The sequence below is a fragment of the Streptomyces sp. NBC_00259 genome (assembly GCF_036181745.1).
GTDB lineage: Bacteria > Actinomycetota > Actinomycetes > Streptomycetales > Streptomycetaceae > Streptomyces > Streptomyces pratisoli.
Genome location: NZ_CP108080.1, coordinates 5,389,205 through 5,415,735 on the forward strand (window position 1 = coordinate 5,389,205; position 26,531 = coordinate 5,415,735).

Annotated in this window: 25 protein-coding genes; 11 read left to right on the forward strand and 14 right to left on the reverse strand. The window is 71.9% G+C overall.

Translation table 11 applies throughout. From position 1 onward, the window contains the following. Nucleotides 1–106: 106 nt before the first annotated feature. On the forward strand, nucleotides 107–733 hold the full coding sequence (locus OG766_RS24525) for a hypothetical protein (RefSeq protein WP_328726216.1): 627 nt from the start codon (nucleotides 107–109) through the stop codon (nucleotides 731–733). Here OG766_RS24525 and OG766_RS24530 read toward each other — a convergent pair. From OG766_RS24530 to OG766_RS24540, 3 genes are read right to left on the reverse strand one after another with little or no spacing between them, the layout of a single operon-like run. Next, the gene (locus tag OG766_RS24530) at nucleotides 650–1,222 is read right to left on the reverse strand and encodes a cob(I)yrinic acid a,c-diamide adenosyltransferase (protein ID WP_266383285.1); all 573 of its coding nucleotides are present in this window, start codon (nucleotides 1,220–1,222) and stop codon (nucleotides 650–652) included. The genes OG766_RS24525 and OG766_RS24530 overlap by 84 nt on opposite strands. Before the next feature lie 29 nt (nucleotides 1,223–1,251). Next, on the reverse strand, nucleotides 1,252–2,001 hold the full coding sequence (locus OG766_RS24535; RefSeq protein WP_328726217.1) for an ABC transporter permease: 750 nt from the start codon (nucleotides 1,999–2,001) through the stop codon (nucleotides 1,252–1,254). A 25-nt stretch (nucleotides 2,002–2,026) separates the two neighbouring features. Continuing rightward, a complete protein-coding gene (locus tag OG766_RS24540; RefSeq protein WP_266383289.1) occupies nucleotides 2,027–2,809 on the reverse strand; it encodes an ABC transporter ATP-binding protein in 783 nt (260 codons plus the stop codon). 80 nt (nucleotides 2,810–2,889) lie between these two features. Between OG766_RS24540 and OG766_RS24545 the strand changes: the two genes are divergently transcribed. The 4 genes from OG766_RS24545 (at nucleotide 2,890) to OG766_RS24560 (ending at nucleotide 7,833) form a co-directional block, all read left to right on the forward strand. Next, complete coding sequence (locus OG766_RS24545) at nucleotides 2,890–3,528, forward strand: TetR/AcrR family transcriptional regulator (protein WP_266383292.1); 639 nt, start codon at nucleotides 2,890–2,892, stop codon at nucleotides 3,526–3,528. A gap of 242 nt (nucleotides 3,529–3,770) precedes the next feature. Further along, nucleotides 3,771–4,619, forward strand: a complete 849-nt coding sequence (locus OG766_RS24550) for a 3-hydroxyacyl-CoA dehydrogenase family protein (RefSeq protein WP_266383295.1) — start codon at nucleotides 3,771–3,773, stop codon at nucleotides 4,617–4,619. A gap of 190 nt (nucleotides 4,620–4,809) precedes the next feature. Further along, nucleotides 4,810–5,133: an STAS domain-containing protein gene (locus OG766_RS24555; protein ID WP_041984301.1), complete on the forward strand. Its 324-nt coding sequence runs from the start codon at nucleotides 4,810–4,812 to the stop codon at nucleotides 5,131–5,133. Between the two features lie 219 nt (nucleotides 5,134–5,352). After that, nucleotides 5,353–7,833 carry an ATP-binding protein gene (locus tag OG766_RS24560; protein ID WP_328726218.1) on the forward strand — a complete coding sequence of 827 codons (2,481 nt, stop codon included), beginning with the start codon at nucleotides 5,353–5,355 and terminating at the stop codon, nucleotides 7,831–7,833. 537 nt (nucleotides 7,834–8,370) lie between these two features. On the opposite strand, the gene nucS is transcribed toward OG766_RS24560, so the two are convergent. Continuing rightward, nucleotides 8,371–9,033: an endonuclease NucS gene (nucS, locus tag OG766_RS24565; RefSeq protein WP_266383301.1), complete on the reverse strand. Its 663-nt coding sequence runs from the start codon at nucleotides 9,031–9,033 to the stop codon at nucleotides 8,371–8,373. Nucleotides 9,034–9,319: 286 nt separating this feature from the next. Between nucS and OG766_RS24570 the strand changes: the two genes are divergently transcribed. Continuing rightward, entirely contained in the window at nucleotides 9,320–9,712 is a 393-nt protein-coding gene (locus tag OG766_RS24570; RefSeq protein ID WP_266383303.1) for an SCO5389 family protein, read from the forward strand. A gap of 128 nt (nucleotides 9,713–9,840) precedes the next feature. On the opposite strand, the gene OG766_RS24575 is transcribed toward OG766_RS24570, so the two are convergent. Then, nucleotides 9,841–10,869 carry an LLM class flavin-dependent oxidoreductase gene (locus OG766_RS24575; protein ID WP_328726219.1) on the reverse strand — a complete coding sequence of 343 codons (1,029 nt, stop codon included), beginning with the start codon at nucleotides 10,867–10,869 and terminating at the stop codon, nucleotides 9,841–9,843. Between the two features lie 216 nt (nucleotides 10,870–11,085). Here OG766_RS24575 and OG766_RS24580 point away from each other — a divergent pair, with 216 nt between their 5' ends. Then, nucleotides 11,086–11,415 carry an ATP/GTP-binding protein gene (locus OG766_RS24580; protein WP_266383309.1) on the forward strand — a complete coding sequence of 110 codons (330 nt, stop codon included), beginning with the start codon at nucleotides 11,086–11,088 and terminating at the stop codon, nucleotides 11,413–11,415. Between the two features lie 30 nt (nucleotides 11,416–11,445). On the opposite strand, the gene OG766_RS24585 is transcribed toward OG766_RS24580, so the two are convergent. The 7 genes from OG766_RS24585 to mce all read right to left on the reverse strand — a co-directional run bounded on the left by OG766_RS24585 (nucleotide 11,446) and on the right by mce (nucleotide 21,185). Beyond that, a complete protein-coding gene (locus OG766_RS24585; protein WP_266383312.1) occupies nucleotides 11,446–12,306 on the reverse strand; it encodes an ABC transporter permease subunit in 861 nt (286 codons plus the stop codon). Next, a complete protein-coding gene (locus OG766_RS24590; RefSeq protein ID WP_328726220.1) occupies nucleotides 12,306–13,523 on the reverse strand; it encodes an ABC transporter ATP-binding protein in 1,218 nt (405 codons plus the stop codon). Before OG766_RS24590 ends, OG766_RS24585 begins: the two co-directional genes overlap by 1 nt. A gap of 133 nt (nucleotides 13,524–13,656) precedes the next feature. Further along, nucleotides 13,657–14,436, reverse strand: coding sequence for an ABC transporter permease (locus tag OG766_RS24595; RefSeq protein WP_266383317.1), 780 nt, complete (start codon nucleotides 14,434–14,436; stop codon nucleotides 13,657–13,659). A gap of 3 nt (nucleotides 14,437–14,439) precedes the next feature. Continuing rightward, nucleotides 14,440–15,390, reverse strand: a complete 951-nt coding sequence (locus OG766_RS24600) for an ABC transporter ATP-binding protein (protein ID WP_266383320.1) — start codon at nucleotides 15,388–15,390, stop codon at nucleotides 14,440–14,442. Between the two features lie 142 nt (nucleotides 15,391–15,532). After that, the gene (locus OG766_RS24605; protein WP_266383323.1) at nucleotides 15,533–16,471 is read right to left on the reverse strand and encodes a cellulose-binding protein; all 939 of its coding nucleotides are present in this window, start codon (nucleotides 16,469–16,471) and stop codon (nucleotides 15,533–15,535) included. 114 nt (nucleotides 16,472–16,585) lie between these two features. Beyond that, a complete protein-coding gene (gene scy / locus OG766_RS24610) occupies nucleotides 16,586–20,569 on the reverse strand; it encodes a polarized growth protein Scy (protein ID WP_266383326.1) in 3,984 nt (1,327 codons plus the stop codon). 175 nt (nucleotides 20,570–20,744) lie between these two features. After that, nucleotides 20,745–21,185: a methylmalonyl-CoA epimerase gene (mce, locus tag OG766_RS24615; protein WP_266383329.1), complete on the reverse strand. Its 441-nt coding sequence runs from the start codon at nucleotides 21,183–21,185 to the stop codon at nucleotides 20,745–20,747. 148 nt (nucleotides 21,186–21,333) lie between these two features. Between mce and OG766_RS24620 the strand changes: the two genes are divergently transcribed. Continuing rightward, nucleotides 21,334–22,536 carry an acetyl-CoA C-acetyltransferase gene (locus tag OG766_RS24620; RefSeq protein WP_328726221.1) on the forward strand — a complete coding sequence of 401 codons (1,203 nt, stop codon included), beginning with the start codon at nucleotides 21,334–21,336 and terminating at the stop codon, nucleotides 22,534–22,536. Between the two features lie 23 nt (nucleotides 22,537–22,559). Beyond that, nucleotides 22,560–23,516: a methylmalonyl Co-A mutase-associated GTPase MeaB gene (meaB, locus tag OG766_RS24625; protein WP_266383335.1), complete on the forward strand. Its 957-nt coding sequence runs from the start codon at nucleotides 22,560–22,562 to the stop codon at nucleotides 23,514–23,516. On the opposite strand, the gene OG766_RS24630 is transcribed toward meaB, so the two are convergent. Together OG766_RS24630 and OG766_RS24635 are read right to left on the reverse strand one after the other, a co-directional pair. Further along, entirely contained in the window at nucleotides 23,503–23,742 is a 240-nt protein-coding gene (locus tag OG766_RS24630) for a hypothetical protein (RefSeq protein WP_328726222.1), read from the reverse strand. The two genes, meaB and OG766_RS24630, sit on opposite strands and share 14 nt — an antisense overlap. Before the next feature lie 80 nt (nucleotides 23,743–23,822). Beyond that, nucleotides 23,823–24,356 (reverse strand): PepSY domain-containing protein, encoded by a 534-nt coding sequence (locus OG766_RS24635; protein WP_266383338.1) that lies wholly within the window; start codon nucleotides 24,354–24,356, stop codon nucleotides 23,823–23,825. A 129-nt stretch (nucleotides 24,357–24,485) separates the two neighbouring features. On the opposite strand from OG766_RS24635, the gene OG766_RS24640 reads away from it, so the two are divergent. Then, nucleotides 24,486–25,151, forward strand: a complete 666-nt coding sequence (locus tag OG766_RS24640) for a response regulator transcription factor (RefSeq protein WP_266383342.1) — start codon at nucleotides 24,486–24,488, stop codon at nucleotides 25,149–25,151. Beyond that, complete coding sequence (locus OG766_RS24645; RefSeq protein WP_328726223.1) at nucleotides 25,148–26,515, forward strand: sensor histidine kinase; 1,368 nt, start codon at nucleotides 25,148–25,150, stop codon at nucleotides 26,513–26,515. The genes OG766_RS24640 and OG766_RS24645 overlap by 4 nt, the downstream gene beginning before the upstream one ends. Nucleotides 26,516–26,531: the final 16 nt, after the last annotated feature.

Consider the following 26,531-nt stretch of genomic DNA (forward strand, 5'->3'; position numbering starts at 1 on the left):
GCTGAGCCGGCGATACATCGAAGGATGCAGTCGCGGTTCCTCACTCACGACGACGAATCCCCGCTGCGGGCCCGCGAGCCTGGAACGGTACGAAGGGAGAGCCGTCGTGATCGTCACGCTCATCGTGATCTGTGAGATCGGTTTCTGGGTGCTGCTGGCCGCCGGTCTGGCCGTGCGCTATCTGCTGAGGATGCCGCGGACGGGACTGGCCGTCCTGCTGATGGAGCCGTTGCTGGAGATCGTTCTGCTGGTGGTCACGGCCATCGACCTCAAGAACGGAGCCGAGCCGAGCTGGAAGCACGGGCTCGCCGCGCTCTACATCGGCTACACCGTCGGTCACGGCCACCGCACCATCAAGTGGCTCGACGGCCACGCCGCGCACCGCTTCGGCGGCGCACCGCCGCCGGTGAAGCCGCCGCGCCACGGACTGGGCCGCGCCAAGCACGAGGGCAAGGTGTGGCTCGGCACCGCCGTCCCGGCCGCCGTCACCACCGCGCTGCTCCAGATCGCCGTCTGGTACGTCGGCGACCCGTCCAGGACCGGCTCGCTGCAGGATTGGATGCAGGTCGCCTGGCGGGCGGCCGCCATCCACGGCCTGATCGCGCTCAGCTACGCGATCTGGCCGAAGAAGGCACCGGCCCCTGCCGGGTCAGCGCTCCCCGCCCGGCACCCAGAGGACGTCCCCGACCTCCTTGTTGGCGGTACGGGCAAGGATGAAGAGCAGATCCGATAGCCGGTTGAGGTACGTCGCCGTCAGCACGTTCATCGTGTCGCCGTGCACCTCCAGGGCCGCCCAGGTGGAGCGCTCGGCACGCCGGACCACCGTGCACGCCTGGTGCAGCAGCGCCGCACCGGGCGTACCGCCCGGGAGGATGAAGGAGCGGAGCTTGTCCAGCTCCGCGAGGAAGCGGTCGCAGTCCGCCTCCAGTTTGTCGATGTACGTCTGCTCCACGCGCAGCGGCGGGTACTCCGGGTTCTCCACGACCGGCGTGGAGAGGTCCGCGCCCACGTCGAAGAGGTCGTTCTGGACCCGGACGAGGACCTTCACGACCTCTTCGGGGAGCCCGCCGAGCGCGATGGCCGTGCCGAGCACCGCGTTGGCCTCGTTGGCGTCCGCGTACGCCGAGATCCGCACGTCCGTCTTGGCGGTGCGGCTCATGTCGCCGAGCGCCGTGGTGCCCTTGTCGCCGGTGCGCGTGTAGATGCGCGTCAGATTGACCATGTGACCAGCCTAGGCTCGGCCCCGCCCGGTCACGCGCCCGCCCTGCGGAAGACCCGTGTGCCCGCGGTCACCCCGAGCGCCGCGAACGCGAGGGCGACCAGCGCGCCGTACAGCATCGTCGTGCTCGCGTAGTCGCCGACGTAGCCGGCCCGGACCGCGTCCACCAGGTAGCGGAACGGCATGACGTGCGACAGGGCGTCCAGCCAGCCCGGTGCCAGTGCCATCGGCAGCATCAGCCCGGACAGCAGCATCGACGGCATGGTCAGCGCGTTGACGACCGGCCCGAACTCGTGCGGCCCGGCGACCTTCATCGCCAGCGCGTACGACAGCGAGGCGAGCGCGACCGTCAGTACGGCGAGGAAGGCGAAGCCGATCAGGATGCCTCCGAGCGGTGCCCGCAATCCCATCGCCAGCGCGGCCAGCACCAGCAGAAGGGCCTGGAACAGCAGGACCGCGGTATCGCGCAGCACCCGGCCCAGCAGCAGCGCGAGCCGGCTGACGGGGGTCACCCGCATCCGCTCGACGACGCCCGTGTGCTTCTCGGCGATGATGGCGAACCCGGCGAACGAGGCACCGAACAGACCGAGTTGGAGCAGCAGTCCCGGCACCAGCATCTGCCAGGAGTCGCCCTGGGTGCCGAGGGGCAGTCCGGTGAGCAGTGGCCCGAAGAACACCAGGTAGAGCAGCGGCATCAGCATCCCGAAGAGCATCTGGAGCCTGGAGCGCAGGGTCTGGCGGGCGTACCGGCCGAAGACCAGCGCGGTGTCGTGCATGAGCACGGGGAACTCCTTGACGTACGGCCGGTCAGACGGCGACGGGTGTGGTGTCCACCGGCGCGGGGCCGCGTCCGGTGATGGCGAGGAAGGCGTCCTGGAGGGAGGCGTCCGCCGATCCGGCGTGGCGCTCCTTCAGCGCCGCCGGGGTGCCCTCGGCGACGACGGTGCCGTTGTCGATGACGACGAGTCGGTCGGACAGCTCGTCCGCCTCGTCGAGGTAGTGCGTGGTGAGGAAGACGGTCGTGCCGTACTCGTCACGCAGCCGCCGCACGAGCTTCCACAGGTCCGCGCGGCTGCCCGGGTCGAGTCCGGTGGTCGGCTCGTCGAGGAAGAGGACCTCGGGCCGGTGGGTGAGCGCCATCGCGATGTCGAGCCGGCGCCGCTGGCCGCCCGAGAGCGCGGCGCAGGGGCGGTCGAGAAGCCCGGTGAGGTCGAGTTCGTGCGCCAGTTCCTCGGCTCGGGCGGCCGCGTCGGCCCGGGAGAAGCGGTAGAACCGCGCCTGGGTCGCGAGCTCTTCGCGCACGGTGACGGTCGGGTCGACACCGCCGGACTGGGCGACGTACCCGATCTTCTCGCGTACGCCCGCGGGGTCGGTCGTGAGATCGCGGCCGGCGACGGTGGCGGTGCCGCCGGTGGGCGGCAGCAGCGTCGTGAGCATGCGCAGGGTCGTGGTCTTGCCCGCGCCGTTCGGGCCGAGGAATCCGAGGATCTCGCCGCGCTCGGCGGTGAGGTCGATGCCGCGGACCGCGTCGACGGGGCCGCTCTTCGTGGTGAACGTCCGGGCGAGGCCGGAGGTCATGAGGACTGCCATACGGCAAGAAAAACAGAGTCAGTGAAAGTTTGCAATGACTCCAAAAAACAAATGTCCCCAGCGACGGCTACGATGGGCGCATGGCTGAGGGGCTCAGGGAGCGGAAGAAGCGCCAGACCAGGCAGCACATCTCGGACGTGGCCACGGGCCTGTTCATGGAGCGCGGCTTCGACGCGGTGACCATCGCGGAGATCGCGCAGGCCGCGGACGTCTCCGTCAACACCGTCTACAACTACTTCCCGGCCAAGGAGGACCTCTTCTTCGACCGTGAGACCGCACTCGTCGACCGGCTCGCGCGCTGGGTCCGCGGGCGGGACGAGGGCGAGTCGGCGGCCGTGGCCGTCCTGCGCGAACTGCGCACCGAGGTCGAGGCCGTCTCGCCACAGGTCGGACTGATGGAGGGATATGACCGCTTCCTTCGTGTCATCCACGGTGCCTCCACCCTCCAGTCGCGGGTGCTGACCTTCCAGCGGGAGATCGTCGACCGCCTGGCCCGGACGCTGCGCGAGGAGACCGGCGCCGCCCCCGACGACCCGATGCCGGCTCTGATGGCGGGTCAGATCAACTGGCTGTACGAGACCGCGATGGGCACCATCGGGCGGGAGATGATGGCCGGCCGCCGCCCCGTCGAGGTCTCCCGCGAGGTCCTCGTGCTCCTCGACGTGATGGAGGAGCTGCTCGGCGAGAGGGTCCTCGGCTACGCGGTACGGTCCGGCTGAGGGCCCGCGGCTCACCCGACGGCGATGCGCCCCACCCCACCGCGGTGCACCTCACCTGACGGCCCATATCGGTGTGATGTCCGTCATGGGAGAAGGAACTGCGGCCGGGAAGTCCTCGTTGAGGGCCTGCGGCCGGGCGACGGGCGGGCGTGACGCGCATCTCTTCACCGCCACAGGGCCGCCCGTGACCGCTAATCTCCGGCAGAGATCGGATAAATAAACGTGTGTTAAGGGGTGCAGCAGTGGCCAGGAAGCTTGCCGTCATCGGGGCCGGACTCATGGGGTCCGGAATCGCGCAGGTCTCCGCCCAGGCGGGCTGGGACGTCGTGCTGCGTGACGTGACCGACGCGGCCCTGACCCGTGGCACCGATGGCATCAAGGCCTCGTACGACAAGTTCGTCTCCAAGGGCAAGCTCGAAGCGGCCGACGCCGAGGCGGCCTTGGCGCGCATCACCACGACCACCGACCTCGACGCCGTCGCCGACGCGGACATCGTCGTCGAGGCCGTCTTCGAGAAGCTCGAGGTCAAGCACGAGATCTTCCGCACCCTCGACAAGCTCGTACGGGACGAGACGGTCCTCGCCTCCAACACCTCGGCCATCCCGATCACCAAGATCGCGGCCGTGACCGAGCGCCCGGAGCGCGTCGTGGGCGCGCACTTCTTCTCGCCCGTCCCGATGATGCAGCTCTGCGAGCTCGTCCGCGGCTACAAGACCAGCGACGAAACCCTCGCCACCGCTCGCGAGTTCGCCGAGTCCGTCGGCAAGACCTGCATCGTCGTCAACCGTGACGTCGCGGGCTTCGTGACCACCCGCCTCATCTCGGCGCTCGTCGTCGAGGCCGCCAAGCTGTACGAGTCGGGCGTCGCGACCGCCGAGGACATCGACATCGCCTGCAAGCTCGGCTTCGGCCACGCCATGGGGCCGCTCGCCACCGCCGACCTGACCGGCGTCGACATCCTGCTGCACGCGACCAGCAACATCTACACCGAGTCGCAGGACGAGAAGTTCGCGCCGCCGGAGCTGATGCGCCGGATGGTGGACGCCGGTGACATCGGGCGCAAGAGCGGGCAGGGCTTCTACAAGCACTGAGTGCGCAGGGGGCCGTACGCCCCTGCGCATCGTCACCCCTCAGGGTGAATTCGGTATCGGTTCGCTTACAGGCGGCAACTTCTATGCCCGTAGGGCAGTCAGTTGTTGCAAAAGAACAACGCAGTCGGAACGCGAGCAGAGCAGACAGAGAAGTCGGATCTGACAGACAGAGCACTCTCGGGGAGCGCATATGCACATCAGGGGCGACCACGCCGAGCTGGTCGTCGGGGGCCGCCTCGACGTCCGTAGCGCGGCGGACGCCCGAACGGTCCTGCACTCGGCCGTCGACGACGGAGTCGGCGACCTGGTACTCGACCTGACCGATCTGGACTCCTGGGACGCGACCGGACTCGGGGTCATCATGGGGGCGCACCGACGGGCGGGCCGCTGCGGCCGACGGCTCGTCCTGCGCGGCGTACCGCCGCAGATGCAGCGCCTCCTGGTGGCCACCCGGCTGCACCGAATCCTGGCCATCGAGGGCGGAATCGCCGCAGAGTCCCTGCCTCGGGTCTGAGCGGACGACACCTGGCAGGGTGCGCAATCCTCACGAGACCGTGACGTCCTGGGCGGCCCGCGACCCCGGCTGTTCCCGGATACTCGACAACGGTCTAGGGTTCGGTCGCCCACCGATTCACAGACCCACACGGCGGGCACCGGACCAGGAGCGGCAGCGGAGCGTGCAGACCGGCCGGGAGGGGCTTCCGCACGAGACGCCATCTGGGGGGCTTTGACCATGGACCCGATGAACCGGGGACCGGAAGAGTACGGCCACGACAACGAACGCGGCGACGACGGCGCAGGCGCGCAGCGCCCGCCGCGCGACGCCGTGCCGGCCGACTTCGCGCAGACACCCACGCCCGCCCGCACCGTCCGGCTGGTCGCGGGCGACTTCACGCTCACCGTCAATCCCGTCGACGGAAGCGAGATAGAGCCCGGCCGCCCCGGCGAGCAGCCGGCCGCGCCCGCGCGCCACACCGCCGAGGAGCGCGAGGAACTGCGGCGCGCCGGCCGGCCACCGGTGCCGGCGGGCCCCGCCGCGCCCCCGCTGCCCCTGCTGGAACGCCAGGAGGAGCGTGAGCGGCTCGTACGACTCCTCGGACGCGGCCGGTCGGTCCGGCTGACCGGGCCCGCGGGATCGGGCCGTAGCGCCCTGCTCGACGCCGTCGCCGCGGACTGCGCGGGCCTCGCGCCCGACGGAGTGATCCGGCTCTCCGGCTACCGCCGGACGGCGACCGAGCTGCTGTACGAGCTCTTCACCGCCGTCCACAGCGCCACGCTGCACCGGCCCGACCGGACGACGCTGCTCGAACACGTCCGTGGGATCGGCGCCGTCGTCCTCCTCGACGACCTGGAGTTCGGCGGCAGCGCGCTGGACGAGCTCCTCGACGCCACACCGGAGTGCGCCTTCCTGCTCGCCGCCACCCCCGATGTCGCGGCGCCGACGGCAGACTCCCACCTCGAAGAGGTGTTCCTTTCCGGGCTCGAACGCGGCGCGGCGCTGGAGCTGCTGGAGCGGGCCGTGGACCGGCCGCTCACCGACGACGAGGCGAACTGGGCGGGGGACCTCTGGTTCGAGTCGGAGGGCCTGCCGCTGCGGTTCGTCCAGGCGGGCGCGCTGCTCCGGCAGCGCGACGCCCTGCGCGCCCTGGCCGAGGGACCGGGCCACGACGACGATGACGACGACGCGGACGACGTCTTCGCCGACGGGCACGACGTACCGCTTCCGACGATCGGTGAGGGCGCGGCCCCCGCCGCGCTCCTCGCCTCCCGGCTCAGCGAATCGGCGCGCGACGCCCTGCGGTTCGCCGTCGCCCTCGGCGGCGAGGTACCGCATCAGGCGCATCTGCCGGCGCTCGTCGGCGACACCCACGCGGACGCCGCCATCGGCGAACTGACCAGCTGCGCCCTGCTCACCCCCGTCGGCTCCCGCTACCGGCTGGCCGCCGGTGTCGCCGCACAGCTGGAGGCCGTCGGCTACGGCGAGGGCGCCGTGGCCCGGGCCCACACCGCCGCCCAGCACTACGCCTGGTGGGCCGGCCACCCTTCGGTGGCGCCGGCACGCGCGGCCGCCGAGGCCGACGCGATCCTCGCGGCGATGGGCGTACTGGTGCCGGGCCAGGAGGCGGGGCACGCCAGCGCCGCGGTGCTGCTGGCCCGCAGCGCCGCGCCCGCGTTCGCCGCCGGGCTGCACTGGGGCGCCTGGGAGCGCACCCTGCGGAACGGGCAGGAGGCGGCCCGGATCGCCGGCGAGGTCGCCGAAGAGGCCTACTTCCACCACGAGCTGGGCGTGCTCGCCCTCTGCACGGGGAATCTGGACCGGGCCCGCGCCGAGCTGGAGGCGTCCATCGCCCTGCGCGGCGCGCTGGCCGACAAGCGCGGCACGGTCGCGGGACGACGGGCGCTCGCCCTCGTCGCCGACCGTGAGGGAAGCCTGCCGCCCGACGGGCGTTCAGCGGCGGGGGAGGAGAACCCCGCCGCGGGCAACGAGGAGTCGGCGTCCCCGTCCGGCGGCGTCCCGGCCGCTGTTCCGTCCCTGGAAACCCTCGTCACCCGTCGCGACACCCCGACGCCGACGTCCCTGCTCGCCGGCGCCCGCCGCGCCGTCCTGTCCGGCACCCGCCGCAACCTGGTCGCGGCCGGTGCGGGCGCGCTGCTCGCCGTCGTCCTCGGCACGGTGGTGACCCTGGGAGCGACGTCCGGCAACGAGGACCCCGCGGACCGGGTGACCAACGAGCAGTCGGCGAACGAGGACGACGGCAGCGACAGCCTCAACGCGGACGAACCGGCCGACGACTCCACCGGCAGCCCCGCCGCCACACCCGACGCCACCAAGTCGGGGAAGCCCACCACCGCCCAGCCGGGCGAGAGCGGCTCGGCGGACGACCCGTCGGCGCCGGGCGACGGCTCGTCGTCGACGACGGGCGGCGGCGGCTCCGGCACGAGCGGTTCGACGACCGGGGGTTCCTCCACGACGGGCGGGACCTCGGGCGGACCGTCCACGACGGGGGGCACGTCGACAGGCCCGACGGGCACGCCGAGCGAGACCCCCACCGGTACGCCGAGCGAGAGCCCCACCAGTACGCCGACGGAGCCGACGGGCACGCCGAGTGAGACGCCGCCCTCCGGCACGGCCGTCGGCATGAGCAACGGGGCAACAGCCACCACCGGCAGCCCCAGCAGCAGCCAGGCGCTGTCGAGCAGCTCCTCGACCTGACGGAGCGTCCCGTGAGGGACGACGTACGGGCGTATCGGCGCCGGGTCCACCGCCCCGTCGGGGGTGGCACCCGGCCGTCCCCGCGCCTTGCCCTGCTGCGGGCTGTGCGGTCCGACTGTTCGGCTGCTGACGGCTGCGGTCTGCCGGTGCGTCGGACAGGTCCGGCGGCCCGGCCGGGAGCGTGCCGGACGGTCCGGAGCCGACGGCTGCCCCTGCCCCACAACCCGCGCCAGTCCGCGCCGCGGACTGCCGTGCCGGGGGCGCAGGCGCCGTGAGGTCCGTGCTGAGCGCTGCGGCGGGCTGTGTCTGCCCGGCTCAGTTCACCCTGGGGTGGGTCGCCCGCGCGGTCCGGTGCCGACGGCTGCCGTCCGCCGCTGCCTCAGGCAGTGACACGGGCCCGGCACGGGGCTGTGGACCGGTTCCGTGGCCGGCCTTGCCCGCGCCGGGCGGGTCGGCCGCCGGCTGTGGCCCCCGTACCCCCGAACCGGAACCGGGCCGGGACCGGGTGCACCGGGTCCGGCCCGGAGGGGGGTCCCGTCAGAACAGACGCAGCTTGTCGTCCTCGATGCCGCGCAGGGCGTTGTAGTCCAGCACCACGCAGCCGATGCCGCGGTCCGTCGCCAGTACCCGCGCCTGGGGCTTGATCTCCTGCGCCGCGAAGACACCGCGGACCGGCGCCAGATGAGGGTCGCGGTTCAGCAGTTCCAGATAGCGGGTGAGCTGCTCGACACCGTCGATCTCGCCGCGCCGCTTGATCTCCACCGCCACCGTCGCGCCGTCGGAGTCCCGGCAGAGAATGTCCACCGGGCCGATCGCCGTCGGGTACTCGCGCCGGATCAGGCTGTAGCCCTCGCCGAGTGTCTCGATCCGGTCTGCCAGAAGCTCCTGCAGGTGTGCTTCCACGCCGTCCTTGATGAGGCCCGGGTCCACACCCAGCTCGTGGGACGAGTCGTGGAGGACTTCCTCCATCGTAATGATCAGTTTCTCGCCCGTTTTGTTGATGACCGTCCAGACGTTGTCATCACCCTCCTTGAGCGTGCACGGAGGGGACATCCAGTTGAGCGGTTTGTACGCCCGGTCGTCCGCGTGGATGGAGACGCTGCCGTCTGCCTTGACCAGGATCAGACGGGGGGCGGAGGGCAGGTGGGCGGTGAGCCGGCCCGCGTAGTCCACGGAACAGCGGGCGATGACGAGACGCATGGGGCGCAACGCTACTCGACCGACCTCCCCGCGCGCGATTCCTCCACCTGTCGCCCACCCCGCCCCTGTCCGAGTCCCTACGGGTCGCCCCTCTTGTGCACTTACGTTATTGGCCGGTTGTGTTCCCATTCTCCTGGTGCGGACCAGACAGCGCGCCTAACGTGGAAGCAGGAGGTCGTCGGTCGTGCACTCTGCGTCGTCGTTATCGCCGTACTCAGGCATGCGCCGTCGCGCCTCCTTCCCTGCCCGTAAGACCCCGCTCGTCGGGGTCGCGAGAGGAGAACCCATGTCGCTCGACGTCTCACCGGCGCTGTTGGAACAGGCCGAGCGAGGCGAGGTCGACGAAGCTGCATTCGTCGACTGCGTCCGGACCTCCCTGCCTTTTGCATGGGAGATGATCAGTTCTCTGGTGGCTCAGCTGAAGGTGGACGGCGGAGAGTTCGCCGACAACCAGACGCCGCCGCCGGACGAGCAGGCACGTGGTCAGCTGTTGCGCGCACTCGCGAGTGACGCCATCCGGGGTGCGCTGCAGCGGCACTTCGGGGTGCGGCTCGCTTTCCAGAACTGCCACCGCGTCGCGGTGTTCCCGCTGGACCCCTCGGTGGACGAGCGGCACGCCCGCTTTACTTCCGTAAGGGCCCAGCTGCTCAATCAGTCGCCCGAACTGCGCGACTGCTGATGTCTTTTGCTGCCGCTCCGCACCGCCGGAGGCTCTTCGCACACCGGGGCGGCAGCCTCCGCCGGACGACGGGCCGGGGGAGGAGCGCGGGCCGCACGCAGGTGCGGCCCGCCTGCTCGTCCGCCCGCTCAGCGGAGCAGCGGCAGCACCTCGGTGCCCAGCCGCCGTACGTTCTCCTCCGTGGCCGCCAGATCACCGGAGCCCTCGGAGAGCAGTGCGAAGCGGGTGATGCCGGTGCGCTCCGACGTCGCCGCCAGCCGGTCCGCCGCCAGTTGGGGCGGGCCCACCGGATGCAGCCTGCACAGCAGCTCCGTGTACGCGACGGGGTCGCGCATCGCGCGCGTCCTGCCGTCGACCGTGACATGGGCGTCCAGTCCCTGCTTGAGCCAGCCGGGCATGGCCTTGACGAGAGTCTCCTCCGCCACGGCTCGGCTGTCCTCGATCTGTGCCACGCCGGCCGACACATGCCCGGCTCCCGCGACGGCGTCCGGCGCATGGCCCGCCGCGAGGGCGTGACTGCGCCACAGGGCGACCATGTCGGCCTTCTCCTCGTCGCCGCAGTGCATCCCGAGGAGCATCGGCAGCCCACGCTCGGCGGCCAGCCGCACGCTCGCGGGCGAGGTGCAGGCAACGATCACTTCCGGTCCTTCGGGGCCGTCCAGCAGCTCGTCCGGCCGCGGTACGACGGGGACTTCACGGAAGGCGAATCGCTCGCCCTCGGCCGAGACGCGGGGGTCGCGCAGCCAGCGCAGCAGCAGATCCAGCGACTCGGGGAAGCCCTTCTCGTAGGACGCGAGCCCGGAGCCGAAGACCTCCAGGTCGACCCAGGGGCCACCGCGGCCGACCCCGAGCGAGAACCGCCCACCGGACGTGAGATGCAGCAGCGCCGCCTGCTCGCCCAGCGCCACGGGATGGGCGGTCGGCAGCACGCTCACCGCAGTGCCGACCTGGATCCGCTGCGTGCGGCCGAGCAGCAGTGCGGCCAGGGTCACCGCCGACGGGCACACCCCGTACGGCACGAAGTGGTGCTCGGCCAGCCAGACCGAGTCGAGCCCGGCCGCCTCCGCTGCTTCGGCGGACCGCACCGCCCGGTGCAGCGCCTCCCCGTGGCCCTGCCCCGGGAACTGGGCGGCCAGTACAAAAGCTCCAACGCGCATCGCCTTTTGCCTCCTTGCGGCCGACGCGGCACTCCCCCCACATAGGCAACAACGTCTGACACGTGCCAAGGGCACGGCCCCACGTGAAGTTGTTGCGATTTTCCGGTAACTGGCCCCTGTGGGTGCCGTGCTCCGGCGTCGTACGGGGCGTCTACCCGGGGCCGGGGACCGTAGGCTTGAAGGGAACTGTCCGCTCTGCCCCCCCTGAGGTGCCACGTGTCCCCGCGCCGGAACCGCCCCCGTGGCGGCGAGAAGCCGACCGACCGCGCGAGCGAGGCGGGCGAGCGCTACGGCGGCGTGGAGCGGTCCGAGAGCTGGCAGGGCGAGGACTGGCGGGTCAGGCTGGTCGCCGGGGCGAGCGCGGCGGGCAAGCGCTACCGCTGCCCCGGCTGCGACCAGGAGATCCCGTCCGGGACGCCGCATGTGGTGGCCTGGCCGGAGCACGGCGGCGTGGACGACCGGCGCCACTGGCACAAGGCGTGCTGGAACGCGAAGGACCGCCGCACCTCCCGGGTGCAGCGGTCCCGTAACGCTCCCCGGTACTGAGCGGCGGCCGCCGCTCAGTACCGGACAGGATCAGACGTCGCGCCTGGCGAGCGAGAAGCCGGCGCCCACCAGCGCGACGACCGTGGCCCCCAGCATGATGAACAGCGGGTCCCAGCCGGTCGGCCCCGAGTCCGTGACCGGGGCGCTGTACAGCACACCGAGCTGGCTCGGGATCGAGTACTCGAAGAGCGCCTCCTGCACCTCGCGCAGCGACGGCGAGAACATGAACAGCGCCAGGACCAGCGGCAGCAGCACCAGGCCGATCATGATCGTGATCGCGCCCGCGGAGTGCCGGATCAGCGCCCCGACGGCGAGCGAGAGCAGACCGAGCAGCGCGACGTACAGGCCGACGCCCACGGTGGCCCGGAGCCAGTCCTCGCCGGTGTTGACGCCGCTGGTCACGATCGACGTCTGCAGGGCGCCGACGATCCCGGCGGTCACGGACGTGATCACGAAGACCAGGAGGAAGAAGACGATCGCCTTCGCCGTCAGCACCCGGCCGCGGCTCGGGCAGGCGGTCAGGGTCGTCCGGATCATTCCGGTGCCGTACTCGGAGGCGATGGTCAGCACGCCGAGCGTGATCACACAGATCGAGCCGAGCAGAACGCCGAAGAAGCCGAGGCTGAGGACCGACTCCTCGCCCAGCGGGGCGTCGGAGGCGGACACGGCGTAGGCGGAGAGCAGGCCGATGCCCACCATGAGCACGATCATGATGCCGAGCGTCCACATCGTGGACCGGACCGAACGGATCTTGGTCCACTCGGAGGCGAGCGCGTCGCCGAGGTGCGCGGCCCGCACGGGAATCGGGGAGTCGTACCCGGCCTGTGGGTAGGCGGCCGGGGAGTAAGCGGCCTGCGGGTGCGCGCCCTGCTGCTGGTACGGGGTCGTCATCAGGCGTCCTCGGTGTTGCTCTTGGTCAGGTCTGCGGGGGCGGGCGCGGGCGCCGGGGCGGGCGCGGGCGCCGGGGCGGGCGCGGCGCCGGCCGGAGATGCGGCCGGCGCGGCGGGAGGCGCGGCCTGGGGTGCGGCCGGTGCGCCGGACGGAACGGGCGCCGGTGGAGTCGCGTACGGGTTCTGCCCGGGCGGCGGCGGGGCGTACCAGCCCTGCTGCGGCACCTCGGGCACGACGACCGGCTGCGCCGGCGGGGCGTACCCCATCGGCGGCTGCTGCATCAGACCGGCCTTCTGGTCGTCCGTCGAGCGGTAGTCCACGGCGCCCTGCGTCATCCGCATGTACGCCTCCTCCAGCGAGGCCTGGTGCGGTGAGAGCTCCCACAGCCGTACGTCGGCGCCGTGCGCCAGATCGCTGATCGCGGGCAGCGCGAGCCCCGTGACCCGCAGCCCCCCGTCCGGCTCCGGCATGACCTGGCCGCCGGCCTCGGTGAGGACGTTCGTCAGCTTCTCCCGCTGCTGCGGCTCGGTCGCCGGCGTCCGCACCCGGGCGAAGTCGGCCGAGTTGTGCGAGATGAAGTCCTTGATGCTCATGTCCGAGAGCAGCTGTCCGCGCCCGATCACGATCAAGTGGTCGGCGGTGAGGGCCATCTCGCTCATCAGATGCGAGGAGACGAAGACGGTACGGCCCTCGGCGGCCAGCTGCTTCATCAGATTGCGCACCCAGAGGATGCCCTCGGGGTCGAGTCCGTTGACCGGCTCGTCGAAGAGCAGCACCTGTGGGTCGCCCAGCAGCGCCGCCGCGATCCCGAGCCGCTGCCCCATACCGAGCGAGAAGCCCTTGGAACGCCGCTTGGCGACGTCCTGCAGCCCGACGACGCCGAGGACCTCGTCGACCCGCCGGGCCGGGATGCCGGACAGCTGGGCGAGCGACAGCAGGTGATTGCGCGCGCTGCGCCCGCCGTGCACGGCCTTGGCATCCAGCAGCGCCCCGACCTGGCGAGGTGCGTTGGGCAGGCTCCGGAAGGGATGGCCACCGATCGTGACATGGCCGGAAGTCGGCTGGTCAAGTCCGAGGATCATGCGCATGGTCGTCGACTTGCCGGAGCCGTTGGGCCCGAGGAAGCCGGTGACGGCACCGGGCCGTACCTGGAAGGAAAGGTTGTACACGGCCGTCTTGGCGCCGTAGCGCTTTGTCAGGCCGACTGCCTCGATCATTACTCCAGCCCCATCGACAGGTCAGGTCGTCGGGGCACGGACCATGCTGCGGCCGCAGGCCCCCGTAAGAGTTAGGAGGATATCCGCGGCTTGACGGTTCCAGCCAAGCTGCACGAGTCCCACATCTGGCGGATCAGGCGTCCCGCTCCTTGAGCACCAGGAATCCGCCGAGCAGGGCCACCGCCACCCAGATGAGCATGATGCCGAGGCCGCCCCAGGGGCCGTACGGAGCCTCCGCGCTGTTCATCGCCTGCGGCACCACCTGCATGATCTTCGAGCCCGCCTGGTCCGGGAAGTAACGGGCGACGTCCTTCGCGTACGGCACGGCCGCCAGGATCTGGGAGACCAGGAAGAAGAACGGCATCAGGATGCCGAGCGACAGCATCGAGCTGCGCAGCATCGCCGCGACGCCCATCGAGAAGATCGCGATCAGGCTCATGTACAGCCCGCCACCGATCACCGCGCGCAGCACGTTCTCCTCGCCGATCGAGGTGCCGTGCTCACCGAGCAGGGCCTGGCCGAGGAAGAAGCTGAGGAAGCTCGTCGCCATCCCGACGAACAGCGCCAGCACCCCGGCCACCACGACCTTGCTGAAGAGGAACGTCGCGCGCTGCGGCACGGCGGCCAGCGAGGTGCGGATCATGCCCGAGCTGTACTCGGTGCCGACCACGAGCACGCCGAAGACGACCATCGCGAGCTGGCCCAGCGCCATTCCGGAGAAGCTGATGAGCGTCGGGTCGAACGTGGCGCGCTCCGGCGCCGGCAGATCGTCGAAGTTCGAGGACAGCAGCGCGGACAGCAGGCCGCCGAGGGCGACCGTCACGGCGAAGGCGCTGACCAGGGTCCAGGTGGTGGAGGCGACCGAGCGGATCTTGGTCCACTCGGACCGGAGAACGGCGGGTACCGAGGCCATGGGTCAGGCTCCCTTGTCGCGCGGGGCCCACTGGGGGCCGGAACCGGGGGCGGAATGGGCGTGGTACTCCACCGCGCTCGCCGTCATCTGCATGAACGCCTCCTCCAGCGAGGCACGCTGGGCGCTCAGTTCATGGAGCACGATCCGGTGCTCTGCGGCCAGCTCACCGAGCCGTTCCGTGGTGGCGCCGTCGACCTCCAGCGTGCCGTTGCCGGCCTCGACTGCGGTCAGTCCCGACTCGTGGATGACGTCCCGCAGCCGCTCCTGCTGCGGGGAGCGCAGCCGGACATAACTGCGCGAATTCTGATGAATGAAATCAGCCATCGATGTGTCCGCGAGCAGCCGGCCCTGGCCGATGACGATCAAGTGTCCGGCGGTGAGGGCCATTTCGCTCATCAGATGCGAGGAAACGAAGATCGTCCGCCCCTCGGCCGCGAGCTGCTGCATCAGATTGCGGATCCAGTGAATTCCCTCGGGGTCGAGTCCGTTGACCGGCTCGTCGAACATCAGGATCTCCGGATCGCCGAGCAGCGCGGAGGCGATTCCCAGCCGCTGGCCCATGCCGAGGGAGAAACCCTTCGTCTTCTTCCTGGCCACCGCTGTCAGCCCGACCAGGTCGAGGACTTCGGCCACCCGGCTCTCCGGGATCCGGTTCGCCTGGGCCAGGCAGAGCAGATTGTTGTACGCGCTGCGGCCGCCGTGCATCGCCTTCGCGTCCAGCAGCGCGCCGATGTACTTGAGCGGCTCCTGAAGGTCCCGGTAGTGCTTGCCGTCGATCCGGACCGTCCCGCTCGTGGGATTGTCCAGATCCAGCATCATGCGCATCGTCGTCGACTTGCCCGCGCCGTTCGGCCCGAGAAAGCCGGTCACGACGCCCGGTCGCACCTTGAAGGTGAGATGGTCGACCGCGACCTTGGCGCCGAAGCGCTTGGAGAGACCCTCGAGCTCGATCATGCGTTCACGCTACGGGCGGCGGATGCCCTGCGCCACCGCTTTGGGTAACCGGAGGATGACGCCGCCGTGCCCCCAGCGCAACGGCAAACGCCCGTGCCCGGCGCCGTGGAGGCGCCGGGCACGGGCGTAGGAGAGCGACGCGTCAGCGGGTCTGCTGCGCCGGCACACCCCGGGAGATCGGCTCGTCGTCGGCAGGCGTACCCGCCGCGGCGACCGCCGCACCCGTCAGCGTGGCCAGCATCTCGCGGACGTTGGTCAGCTGGGCGTTGATGGAGTCGCGACGGTTCGTCAGCGCCGCCAGCTCGCGCTCCGATTCGCTGCGGATACGGTCCGCCTTCGCGTTCGCGTCCGCCACGATGTCCTCGGCCTGGCGCTGCGCGGTCTCGACGGTCTGACGCGCCCGGCGCTCCGCGTCCGTACGCAGCTTCTCGGCCTCCAGGCGAAGCTGCTCGGCCCGGTGCTCGATCTCGGCGAGCCGCTTCTCCGCCTTGGCCTGACGCGACGCCAGGTCACGCTCGGACTGCTCGCGGCGCTTCGCCAGGTTCGTCTCGAAGTCCGCGGCGGCCTGGGCGGCCTTGGCGCGGGTCTCCTCGAAGAGGGCGTCCGCCTCCTCGCGCTTGGACTGGGCGTCCTTCTGCGCGTCGGCGCGCAGCGAGTTCGCCTCGCCCTGGGCCTTCTCGACGATGCGGACGCCCTCGTCCTCGGCCTTCTGCTTGCGCTCGGACGCGAACGCCTCCGCGTCGTTGCGCACCTGCTGGGCCGCCGACTCGGCGAGCTCACGGTGCTGCTCGGCGGCGCGACGGGCCTCCTCGCGCAGGTCCTTCGCCTCCTCCTCGGCGAGACGGAGGATCTTCTCGACACGCGCACCGAGTCCCGCGTACGACGGTTCCGCGTCGTTGACCTGGGCCTGGGCATTCTGCGTCTCGAGGTGGAGCTCCTCGATGCGCTTTTCCAGAGAGGTGATTCGTGCAAGAGCACTGTCACGATCGGCGACGAGTTTGGTAATGCGGTCATCCACCTGACCGCGGTCGTACCCACGCCGCACGAGCTCGAAGCCGAAGGGGGAGGAAGTGTCGCTCATGGGGTTCCTGTCGAATGAGACCGGTGAGGTGTTAGGGGGAATCCTAGGCGCCGAGGCGGCGTGTCATCGAGCGGATGCCCGTTTGATATGGAGAATGTCCAGCCTTTTGAGTGGCTAGCCGTCGGAGGACTTGCCACTCGAACGTGTAACCCCCGCTGTCGCCCCCGCCTTGACCCCGCCGGAGCCGCTGTTGGCGCCGCTGTTGGACCCGGACTTGCCGCCGCCCGGCGCCTCGAACGACTCCAGTGCTTCCAGAACGTCCTGAACCCGGGAGATCTCCGCCTGGATGTCCTCGCGCCGGCGCACCAGCACATCGAGCTCCCGCTTGCCCTCCGCGATCATCTGTTCGGCCTCGCGCTCCGCCTCCGCCTTGACCTTCTCGGCCTCGCGCACCAGCTCGGCCTTCTTCAGCTCGGCTTCCTTGAGCAGCGCCTCGGCCTTCCTCACCGCGGCGATCCGCACCTTGCCGGCCTCCGAACTGGCGTCCGACAACAGCTCCTTGGCCTTCGCCCCGGCCTCGGCCTGCTGCTCCTGCGCCGCCTTCACCAGCTGGTCGCAGCGCTCGCCCGCGGCCTTCATCTGCTCGGCGGACTCCCGGCGGGCCCGCTCGTGCAGCTCCTCGACCTCGCCCTCGACGCGGGTCCGCAGCTCGTCCGCGCGCTCCCTGATGGCGGTCGAGTCGCTGCGCGCCCCCACCAGCAGCTCATCGGCGTCCGTACGGGCCTTCTCCACCAGCGAGTTGCCCTCGACGGTCGCCTCGGCGACCAGCCGCTCGGCCTCCTTGCGGGCCGCGCCGACCATCGTGTCGGCCTGCGACTCGGCCTCGGTGGTGGCGCGCAGCGCCTCCTCCTGGGCCTTCGCCATGAGCTGGTCGGCCTGCTCGGCCGCGTCGGCACGGCGCTTCGCCGCGTCCTGACGGGCCGTGTCGAGCGTACGGTCGGCCTCCTCGCGGGCCTCCGCGCGCATCTGCTCGGCCGCGCTCTCGGCGTCCGTACGCACCCGGTCCGACTCGGTCCTGATGCGCTCGGCGGCCTGCTGGGCGGAGCCCACGGTCTCGGCCGCCTCGGCCCGCAGCCGCTCGGCCTCGGCCGCCGCCTCGGCGATGAGCTGGTCGGCCTGCTCGGCCGCGTCGGCGCGGCGCTTGTCCGCGGCCTTCCTGGCCTCGTCCAGCACCCGCTCGCCGTCCGCGCGGGCGGCCGCGCGCAGTTCCTCGGCCTCGCGCTCGCCGTCCGCCCTGACCTGCTCGGCCTCGGTACGCAGTCGGGTCGCGTCCTGCTCGGCCAGCGACAGCAGCTCCGTGGCCTCGGTGGTGATCCGGTCCGACTCGCTGGTGGCCTCGCCCACCAGCCGGTCGGCCTGCGCCGCGGCCTCGGAGCGGATGCGGTTGGCGTCCTCACGGGCCTCGGCCCGGGTCCGCGACGCGTCCTGCTCCGCGGAGGCGAGCGCGTCCGACGCCTCCGTACGCATCCGCTGGGCGTACTCCGCAGTGTCCGCGCGCAGCCGGTCCGACTCGGAGATCGCGTCGGCCATGGTCCGCTCGGCGAGCGACTGGGCGGCCTCCGCCTCCTCGTCGGCGCGGGCCCGGACGCGGCGCGCGTCCTCGGCGGCCCGCTCCCGCTCCGCGTAGGCGTCGGCGCGGACGCGGTCCGCCTCCTCCTGCGCCTCGGTCCTCGTGCGCTCCGCCGCGTGCTCGGCGGCGTTGCGCAGTCCGGTGATCTCCTGCTCGGCCTGCTCCTGCAGACCGGAGACGGAGTCCCGTACCTGCTGGGCGGTCTGCTCGGCCGCCGACACCATCTCGGTGGCCCGCCGGTCCGCCTCCTCGACCAGCCGCTGGGCCTCGGTCTGCGCCTCCTCGACCCGGTTGCGGGCGGAGGCGAGCAGTTCCTCGCTCTGCTCGCGGGCCAGTTCCCGCTCCTGGTCGGCCTCCGTACGGGCCGCGCCGAGCGTCTCCTCGGCCTCCCGGCGGCGCCGGTTGGCCTCCTCCTGCGCGGCGGCGAGCGCCTCGGTGGCCTCCTGACCGACCCGCTCGGCGGCGGCCCCGGCCTCGCTGCGGATCCGGTCGGCGCTCTCCTGCGCCTCCGACTTGAGCCGCTCGGCCTCCGTGGCGGCCTCGGTGCGCAGCCGTACGGCCACGGCCTCGCCCTCGGCCCGCGACGCCGAGGCGTCCGAAGCGGCCTCGTCGCGCAGCCGTTCGGCCTCCTGCTCGGCCTGAGCCTGGAGCGTACGGATCCGCTCGGCGGCCTCGGTGCGCAGCCGCTCGGTCTCCTCCGCGGCCTCCCTGCGGATCCGCTCGCTCTCGGCGCGCGCCCCGGTCAGCGCCTCCTCGGAGGACGCGAGACGTGACTCCGCCTCCGTGTGCAGCCGGGTCAGCTCGTCGGCCGCCTCGGCCTGACGGGCGGCGACCCCGCGTTCGGTCTCCTCGCGCATCTCGGCGGCGGCGCGCTCGGCGGCCGCCTTCGCCTCGTCGGCCTGCTCCTCGGCCTCGGCGCGCAGCCGGTCCGCCTCGGTGCGGGTGCGCTCCAGCGTCTCCTCGGCCTGCCGGCGCAGCGTCGTGGCCCGCTCGATGGCCTCCGTGCGGACCCGCTCGCTGTCCGTGGTGGCCTTGGAACGCGCCTCGTCGGCGTCGGCCTTCGCCTTCGTCAGCAGCTCTTCGGCGGACCTGGCCGCCTCCTCGATCTGCTGGACGGCCTCACGGCGCGCCTCGCCGCGGATCCGCTCGCCCTCGGCGACCGCCTCCGCGCGCAGCTGCTCGGCCTCGCCGCGCAGCCGGCGCGCCTCCTCCTGCAGTTCGACCGTCTTGGCGCGGTACTCCTTGGTGTCGTCCTTCGCGGCGCCCTTGAGTTCCTCGGCCGTGTCGTGGGCCTCGCCGCGCAGGCGGTCCGCCTCCGCCTCGGCCTCGCGGCGGATCCGCTCGGCCTCCTCGGTGGCCTTGCGCGTGGTGTCCTTGGCGTCCTCGGAGGCCTTGTTCAGGACCTCCTCCGCGGTACGGGCCGCCTTCGCGAGCTGGGCGGCGGAGTCCTCCGCCGCAACCGTACGGGCCTTCTCGGCGGCCTCCGCGACGAGCTTCTCCGCCTCGGCCCTGGCGTCCGCGAGCGACTGCTCGGCGTCGGCCTTGAGGGTCTCGGCCTCCTTGGTGGCCTCGCCGACCAGACGGGCGATCTCCGACCTGGCGGTACGTGTGCGCTGCTCGTTCGCCGACTCGGCGCTCGCGAGCAGCTTGCCCGCGGCGTCCTTGGCCTCGCTGACGGCCTTCTCGGCCTCCGCGCGGGCCTCGCGCAGCTTCTCCTCGGCCTCCTGCATCCGCTGCTCGGCGGCCCGGCTGAGTTCCGTGGCCTGCTGGCGGGCCTGGTCGGACTCGGCCGTGGTGGTGGAGCGCAGCTGCTCGGCGTGGCTGGTGGCTTCCTGGGCCTGGTTGGACGCGGCATTCAGCAGCCGCTCGGCGTCCTTGCGGGCGCGCAGCAGGATCGCTTCGGCTTCGGCGCGGGCGGACTCCGCCTCGGAGCCGAGCCGCTGCCGTGTCTCCTCGGCGACCCGGGCGGCCTCGCTCCTGGCCGCGGCCAGCCCCTGCTCGGCCTCCGCGCGCGACTCGTCGAGCAGCCTGCGGGCCTGGGACTCGGTGCGGGCGCGGAGCTGCTCGGCCCAGGCCACGTTCTCGTTGACGTGCGCCTCGACGGTCTGGCGGCGCTCGGCCAGCTCCTGGTCCAGGCGCTGGCGGCGCTGATTGGCCTCGGCGTGCAACTCCGCCTGGAGCCGCGCCTGGTGCTCGGCGTGCTCCTGGAGGATGCGCTGCGTCTGCGCACGGACGTCGCGCAGCTCGCGCTCGGCGTCGGAGCGCAGCTGGTCGGCCTGGACCTGGGCGTTACGCAGCAGCTGCTCGGCCTGGTAGCCGAGGTCGGCGCTGTCGTAAGCGGGACGGGACGCGAGGGAGCGGCGCGCCTCGTGGAGCTTGGCGCGCAACACCTCGACCTGGTATCCGAGGTCCTCGGCGTGCTGGACGGCCTTCTCCCGCTCGGTCTTCAGCCGGTCCATCTCGGCTTCGAACCGCGAGAGGTGGTCGTCGTCAGCTCGGTGGCTCTCCTGGCGTTCGTAGCCCCGCACTGCGCGGTCCCATCCGTCCCCTGGTCGCAACTCAACTCAGACGAGAACCGTTCGCGGTGAACGGCCCCCCGGGGAATGGTGTCAGATCAGATACGTCAACCATGAGCCGCGGCGCGGCTCCGGTCCCGGCCCCGGCCCGGAGCGGCCCACTCTACCGGGCCGGGATTCGTGTCGTTCAGTGCTCCGCTGAGGACGGGTCGGCGGAAGTGACCAGTTCGGTGAGGACACCGTGGCAGTCCTTGGGGTGCAGGAAGGTGATCCGGGACCCCATCGAGCCGATGCGCGGCTCGTCGTAGAGCACCCGTACCCCCTTGTCCCGGATCGCCTGGGCGTCGCCGTCGACGTCCGCCGTGCCGAAGGCGATGTGGTGGACCCCCTCGCCGTTCTTCGCCAGCCACTTGCCCACGGCGGAGTCCTCGCGGGTGGGCTCCAGCAGCTGGAGGTAGGAGGCGCCGCCGTCCGAGGTCTCGTTGATCTTGAGCATGGCCTCCCGTACGCCCTGCTCCTCGTTGACCTCCGTGTGGAAGACCTCGAAGCCGTACGTGGCCCGGTAGAACTCGACGGTCTTGTCGAGGTCGAAACAGGCGATCCCGATGTGGTCGATTCGCGTCAGCATGGCTCCAGTGCAGCGCTCCCGGCGGTGATTACGCAACGTGCGCGCGATCACACCGGTCGGCCGGTGACCCGAACGCATACCGCTCAGTACAGTTCGAGTAAACCCTCGTTCACTCCTCAGCCGCCGCGCTGGAAGGGGAACCCCTCTCATGACTGGAACGAACAGCACCACCTCCGTGATCGTCGCCGGGGCACGCACGCCCATGGGGCGGCTGCTCGGGTCCCTGAAGTCCTTCTCCGGCGCCGATCTGGGCGGTTTCGCCATCAAGGCCGCGCTGGACCGGGCGGGGATCGGCGGCGACCAGGTGCAGTACGTGATCATGGGCCAGGTGCTGCAGGCCGGCGCCGGGCAGATCCCGGCCCGGCAGGCCGCCGTCAAGGCCGGCATCCCCATGAGCGTCCCGGCGCTGACCATCAACAAGGTCTGCCTCTCCGGACTCGACGCGATCGCGCTCGCCGACCAGCTGATCCGAGCGGGTGAATTCGACGTCGTGGTCGCCGGCGGCCAGGAGTCCATGACCAACGCGCCGCACCTGCTGCCGAAGTCCCGCGAGGGCTTCAAGTACGGCGCGATCGAGATGCTCGACGCGATGGCGTACGACGGTCTGACCGACTCCTTCGAGGGCATCGCCATGGGCGAGTCGACGGAGAAGCACAACACGCGGCTCGGCATCGCCCGTCCCGAGCAGGACGAGATCGCCGCGCTGTCCCACCAGCGCGCCGCGGCGGCGCAGAAGAACGGCCTGTTCGAGGCCGAGATCACGCCCGTCGAGATCCCGCAGCGCAAGGGCGAGCCGGTCCTCTTCAGCCAGGACGAGGGCATCCGCGCCGAGACCACCGCCGAGTCGCTCGGCAAGCTGCGCCCCGCGTTCGCCAAGGACGGCACGATCACGGCCGGTACGTCCTCGCAGATCTCCGACGGCGCGGCCGCGGTCGTCGTGATGAGCAAGGCCAAGGCCCAGGAACTCGGCGTGGAGTGGATCGCGGAGATCGGTGCGCACGGCAACGTCGCGGGCCCCGACAACTCGCTCCAGTCCCAGCCGTCCAACGCGATCGCGCACGCGCTGAAGAAGGAGGGCCTGGAGGTCTCCGACCTCGACCTCATCGAGATCAACGAGGCGTTCGCCGCGGTCGCCGTGCAGTCGATGAAGGACCTCGGGGTATCCCCGGAAAAGGTGAACGTCAACGGTGGTGCGATCGCCCTGGGCCACCCGATCGGCATGTCCGGCGCGCGTCTCGTCCTGCACCTGGCGCTGGAGCTGAAGCGGCGCGGCGGCGGGGTCGGCGCGGCCGCGCTGTGCGGCGGTGGCGGTCAGGGCGACGCGCTGATCGTCCGCGTACCCGGCAACTGACGACCCACGAAGGAGCACGCACGATGGTGGACGTCCCCCAGCTGGTCGCCCAGGCGAGGGAGGGCAGGCCGCGGGCCGTGGCCCGGCTGATCTCGCTCGTCGAGGGGGCGTCCCCGCAGCTGCGCGAGGTCATGGCGGAGCTGGCGCCGCTGACCGGCGGTGCGTACGTGGTGGGCCTGACCGGTTCGCCGGGCGTCGGGAAGTCCACGTCCACCTCGGCGCTGGTGACGGCGTACCGGCGGGCCGGGAAGCGGGTCGGCGTCCTGGCCGTCGACCCGTCCTCCCCGTTCAGCGGCGGGGCGCTGCTCGGCGACCGGGTCCGGATGTCCGAGCACGCCTCCGACCCCGGCGTGTACATCCGCTCGATGGCCACCCGCGGCCATCTGGGCGGTCTCGCCTGGGCCGCGCCCCAGGCGATCCGCGTCCTGGACGCGGCCGGCTGCGACGTGGTGCTCGTCGAGACGGTCGGCGTCGGCCAGTCGGAGGTCGAGATCGCCTCCCAGGCCGACACGTCGGTGGTGCTGCTCGCGCCCGGCATGGGCGACGGAATCCAGGCCGCGAAGGCGGGCATCCTGGAGATCGGCGACGTGTACGTCGTCAACAAGGCGGACCGTGACGGCGCCGACGCGACGGCCCGCGAGCTGAACCACATGCTCGGGCTGGGCGAGTCCCGGGCGCCGGGTGACTGGCGGCCGCCGATCGTGAAGACGGTCGCGGCGCGATCGGAGGGCATCGAGGAGGTCGTCGAGGCCCTGGAGAAGCACCGCGCCTGGATGGAGGAACACGGCGTCCTCACGGAGCGCCGCGCCCGCCGCGCGGCGCACGAGGTCGAGACCATCGCGGTCACGGCCCTGCGCGAACGCATCGGCGACCTCCGCGGCGACCGCCGCCTCGACGCACTCGCGACACGCATCGTCGCGGGCGAACTGGACCCGTACGCGGCGGCGGACGAACTGGTCGCGGGCCTCACCGGCGAATAGCCCGGGGCAGGCCTTCGGGGGCGGGGCCGTGTGCCTCGGTCATCATGCCCGCGGGGCCGTGTGCCTGGGCCATCATGCCCGCGGGGCCGTGTGCCTCGGTCATCATGCCCGCGGGGCCGTGTGCCTGGGCCATCATGCCCGCGGGGCCGTGTGCCTCGGTCATCATGCCCGCGGGGCCGTGTGCCTGGGCCATCATGCCCGCGGGGCCGTGTGCCTGGGCCATCATGCCCGCCCGGGCCCCGCGCGGTGGACCGGCGATCGGGCCGGTCGGCGCGGGGCTCGGTGAGGGCCGGTGAAGGGGGCCGGTCAGTCGTGGTCCGGCGACTCGACGGTGACCTTCTCCGTCCTCGCGTCCACCGTCAGCTCGTGGTGCCGACCGTCCTTGCCCCGGACGTCCGCCTCCCAGACGAGCCCGTTGGCGCTGTGCCGGTGGTCCAGGTCGATCGAGGTCACCGTGCCCGGGACGGCCTTGGTGGCGGCCTGGGCCGCGACGGAGGCGGAGACCGGGGCGTCCGTGGGGGAGGGGGCGCGATCGTCGCTGTCCGAGCGCTCGTCCTCCCTGACCTTGCCCGTGGTCGCGTCGAGCGTCACGTCGTGCCAGACGCCGTCCTTGCCATGGACGTCGATCTCCCATGCGGAGTCGTCCAGCCCGGCGCTGGTGACCGTGCCGGGCACGGCGCGCAGGGCCGAGTCGATGGCATCCGTGACGGTGACCTTCACGGTGCCGCCGTTCCCGTCGTCGTCCCCGTTCCCGTGCGAGACGGCGAAGGCCGTGGCGGTCCCGCCGCCGGCGAGGACAGCCGCGGTGAGGACCGCGATGGTCAGCTTGCGTCGCTTCATGAGTCGTACCTTCCGGTGACTGGTCGTGATGACGTCTGTGATCACGTGGACCACACTGCCCGGGCGACGCTGAAGCCCACCTGAAGGCGCCTGAAGGCGCCTTCAGGTTCCGTTTGCGACCCTGTGCCCATGAGGCTGTTGATCGTGGAGGACGAGAAGCGACTCGCGCTGTCCCTCGCCCGGGGGCTCACCGCGGAGGGCTTCGCCGTGGACGTGGTGCACGACGGCCTGGAAGGGCTGCACCGCGCCGGCGAGGACGCGTACGACCTCGTCGTCCTCGACATCATGCTGCCGGGGCTGAACGGATACCGCGTCTGCGCCGCCCTCCGCGCCGCGGGCAATGACGTCCCGATCCTGATGCTCACCGCCAAGGACGGCGAGTACGACGAGGCCGAGGGCCTCGACACCGGCGCCGACGACTATCTGACCAAGCCGTTCTCGTACGTCGTCCTCGTCGCCCGCGTCAAGGCGCTGCTGCGCCGCCGCGGCCGCGCCGGGGCCGCCTCGCCGGTGCTCCGCGCCGGCGGGCTCACCGTCGACACCGCCACCCGCCGTGTGCATCACGGGGAGGAGGAAGTCGTCCTGACCGCGAAGGAGTTCGCCGTACTGGAACAGCTGGCCCTGCGGCCCGGCGAAGTGGTCGGCAAGCCGGAGATCCTGGAGCACGTCTGGGACTTCGCCTACGACGGCGACCCGAACATCGTCGAGGTGTACGTCAGCGCGCTGCGCCGCAAGCTGGGCCCGTCGGCGATCCAGACCGTGCGCGGCGCCGGCTACCGGCTGGCGGACCGGTGACGTCGGTACGGGCGAAGGCCGCGCTCGGCGCCACGCTCGTCGTCGCCGCCGCGCTGATCGCCGCCGGGCTGGCCGTGGTGCTCGTCCTCCGGGCGAACCTCACCGGCCAGGCCGGGCTCCAGGCCGAGGTCGCCGCGCGGGAGGTCGCCACGCAGATCGACCGCGGTGTCGCGTACTACCGGCTGGACCTGCCGGACGGCGAGGACAGTCCCGTACGGGTGATCGACGAGGACGGCCGCGTACTGGCCGCGGGCGAGGACGTGCAGGCCATGTCCCTGACCCCGTCCGGCGGCGACGACGGCGGGGACGGCGACGACGACGAACCGAGGCTCCGCAACGGCACCGCGACGGTGGACGGGAAGACGGCGGAGTACCGCTTCGCGGCGGTACGCGCGACGGACAGCGCGGGCGAGACCGTCACCGTGTACGCCGGGGTGCCGCTCACCACCGAGCAGCGCGCGGTCGGCACGGTGCGCGACGCGATGCTGATCGGCCTGCCCGTGCTGCTGCTGGTCGTCGGGGGCGTGACCTGGCTGGTGACGCGGCGCGCGCTGCGGCCCGTCGAGGGCATCCGGGCCGAGATGGCGGCGATCACCGCCTCCGAGGACCTCTCGCGGCGCGTGCCCGAGCCGGACTCGCGCGACGAGGTCGCCCGGTTGGCCCGTACCACCAACGAGACGCTCGCCGCACTGGAGGCCTCGGTCGAGCGCCAGCGGCGTTTCGTCGCGGACGCCTCCCACGAACTGCGCAGCCCGATCGCGTCGCTGCGCACCCAGCTGGAGGTGGGCGCCGCGCACCCGGACCTGCTGGATGTCCCCGGTGCGGTCGCCGACACCGTACGGCTGCAGCAGTTGGCGGCCGATCTGCTGCTGCTGGCCCGGCTGGACGCGGGGGAGCGGCCCGGGCGGGCGCGCTTCGATGCGGTGGCGATGGTCCACGAGGAGGTGGCCCGCCGGGGCGCGGCCGACCGGCTGCCGGTGGACGTGAACGTGACCGTGGCCGCCGACGAGGCGGTGGACGTGGTCGGATCGCGGGGGCAGTTGGCGCGGGTCCTCGGAAATCTGCTGGACAACGCGCAGCGGCACGCGCGCAGTGAGGTCTCGGTGACCGTGCGGCGTGAGGGCGCCGACGAGATCGTGCTGGCGGTCGCGGACGACGGTCCGGGCGTGCCTGAAGCCGAGCGTGAGCGGATCTTCGAGCGCTTCGTACGTCTCGACGCCGCCCGCACGCGCGACGCGGGCGGCGCGGGTCTCGGCCTCGCCATCGCCCGGGACGTGGCCCACCGCCACGGCGGCACCCTGACCGTCTCCGGCGCCCCCGGGGGTGGCGCCCTCTTCGAGCTCCGCCTGCCCACGGCCTCCTGACCCGCCCGGCCGGGCG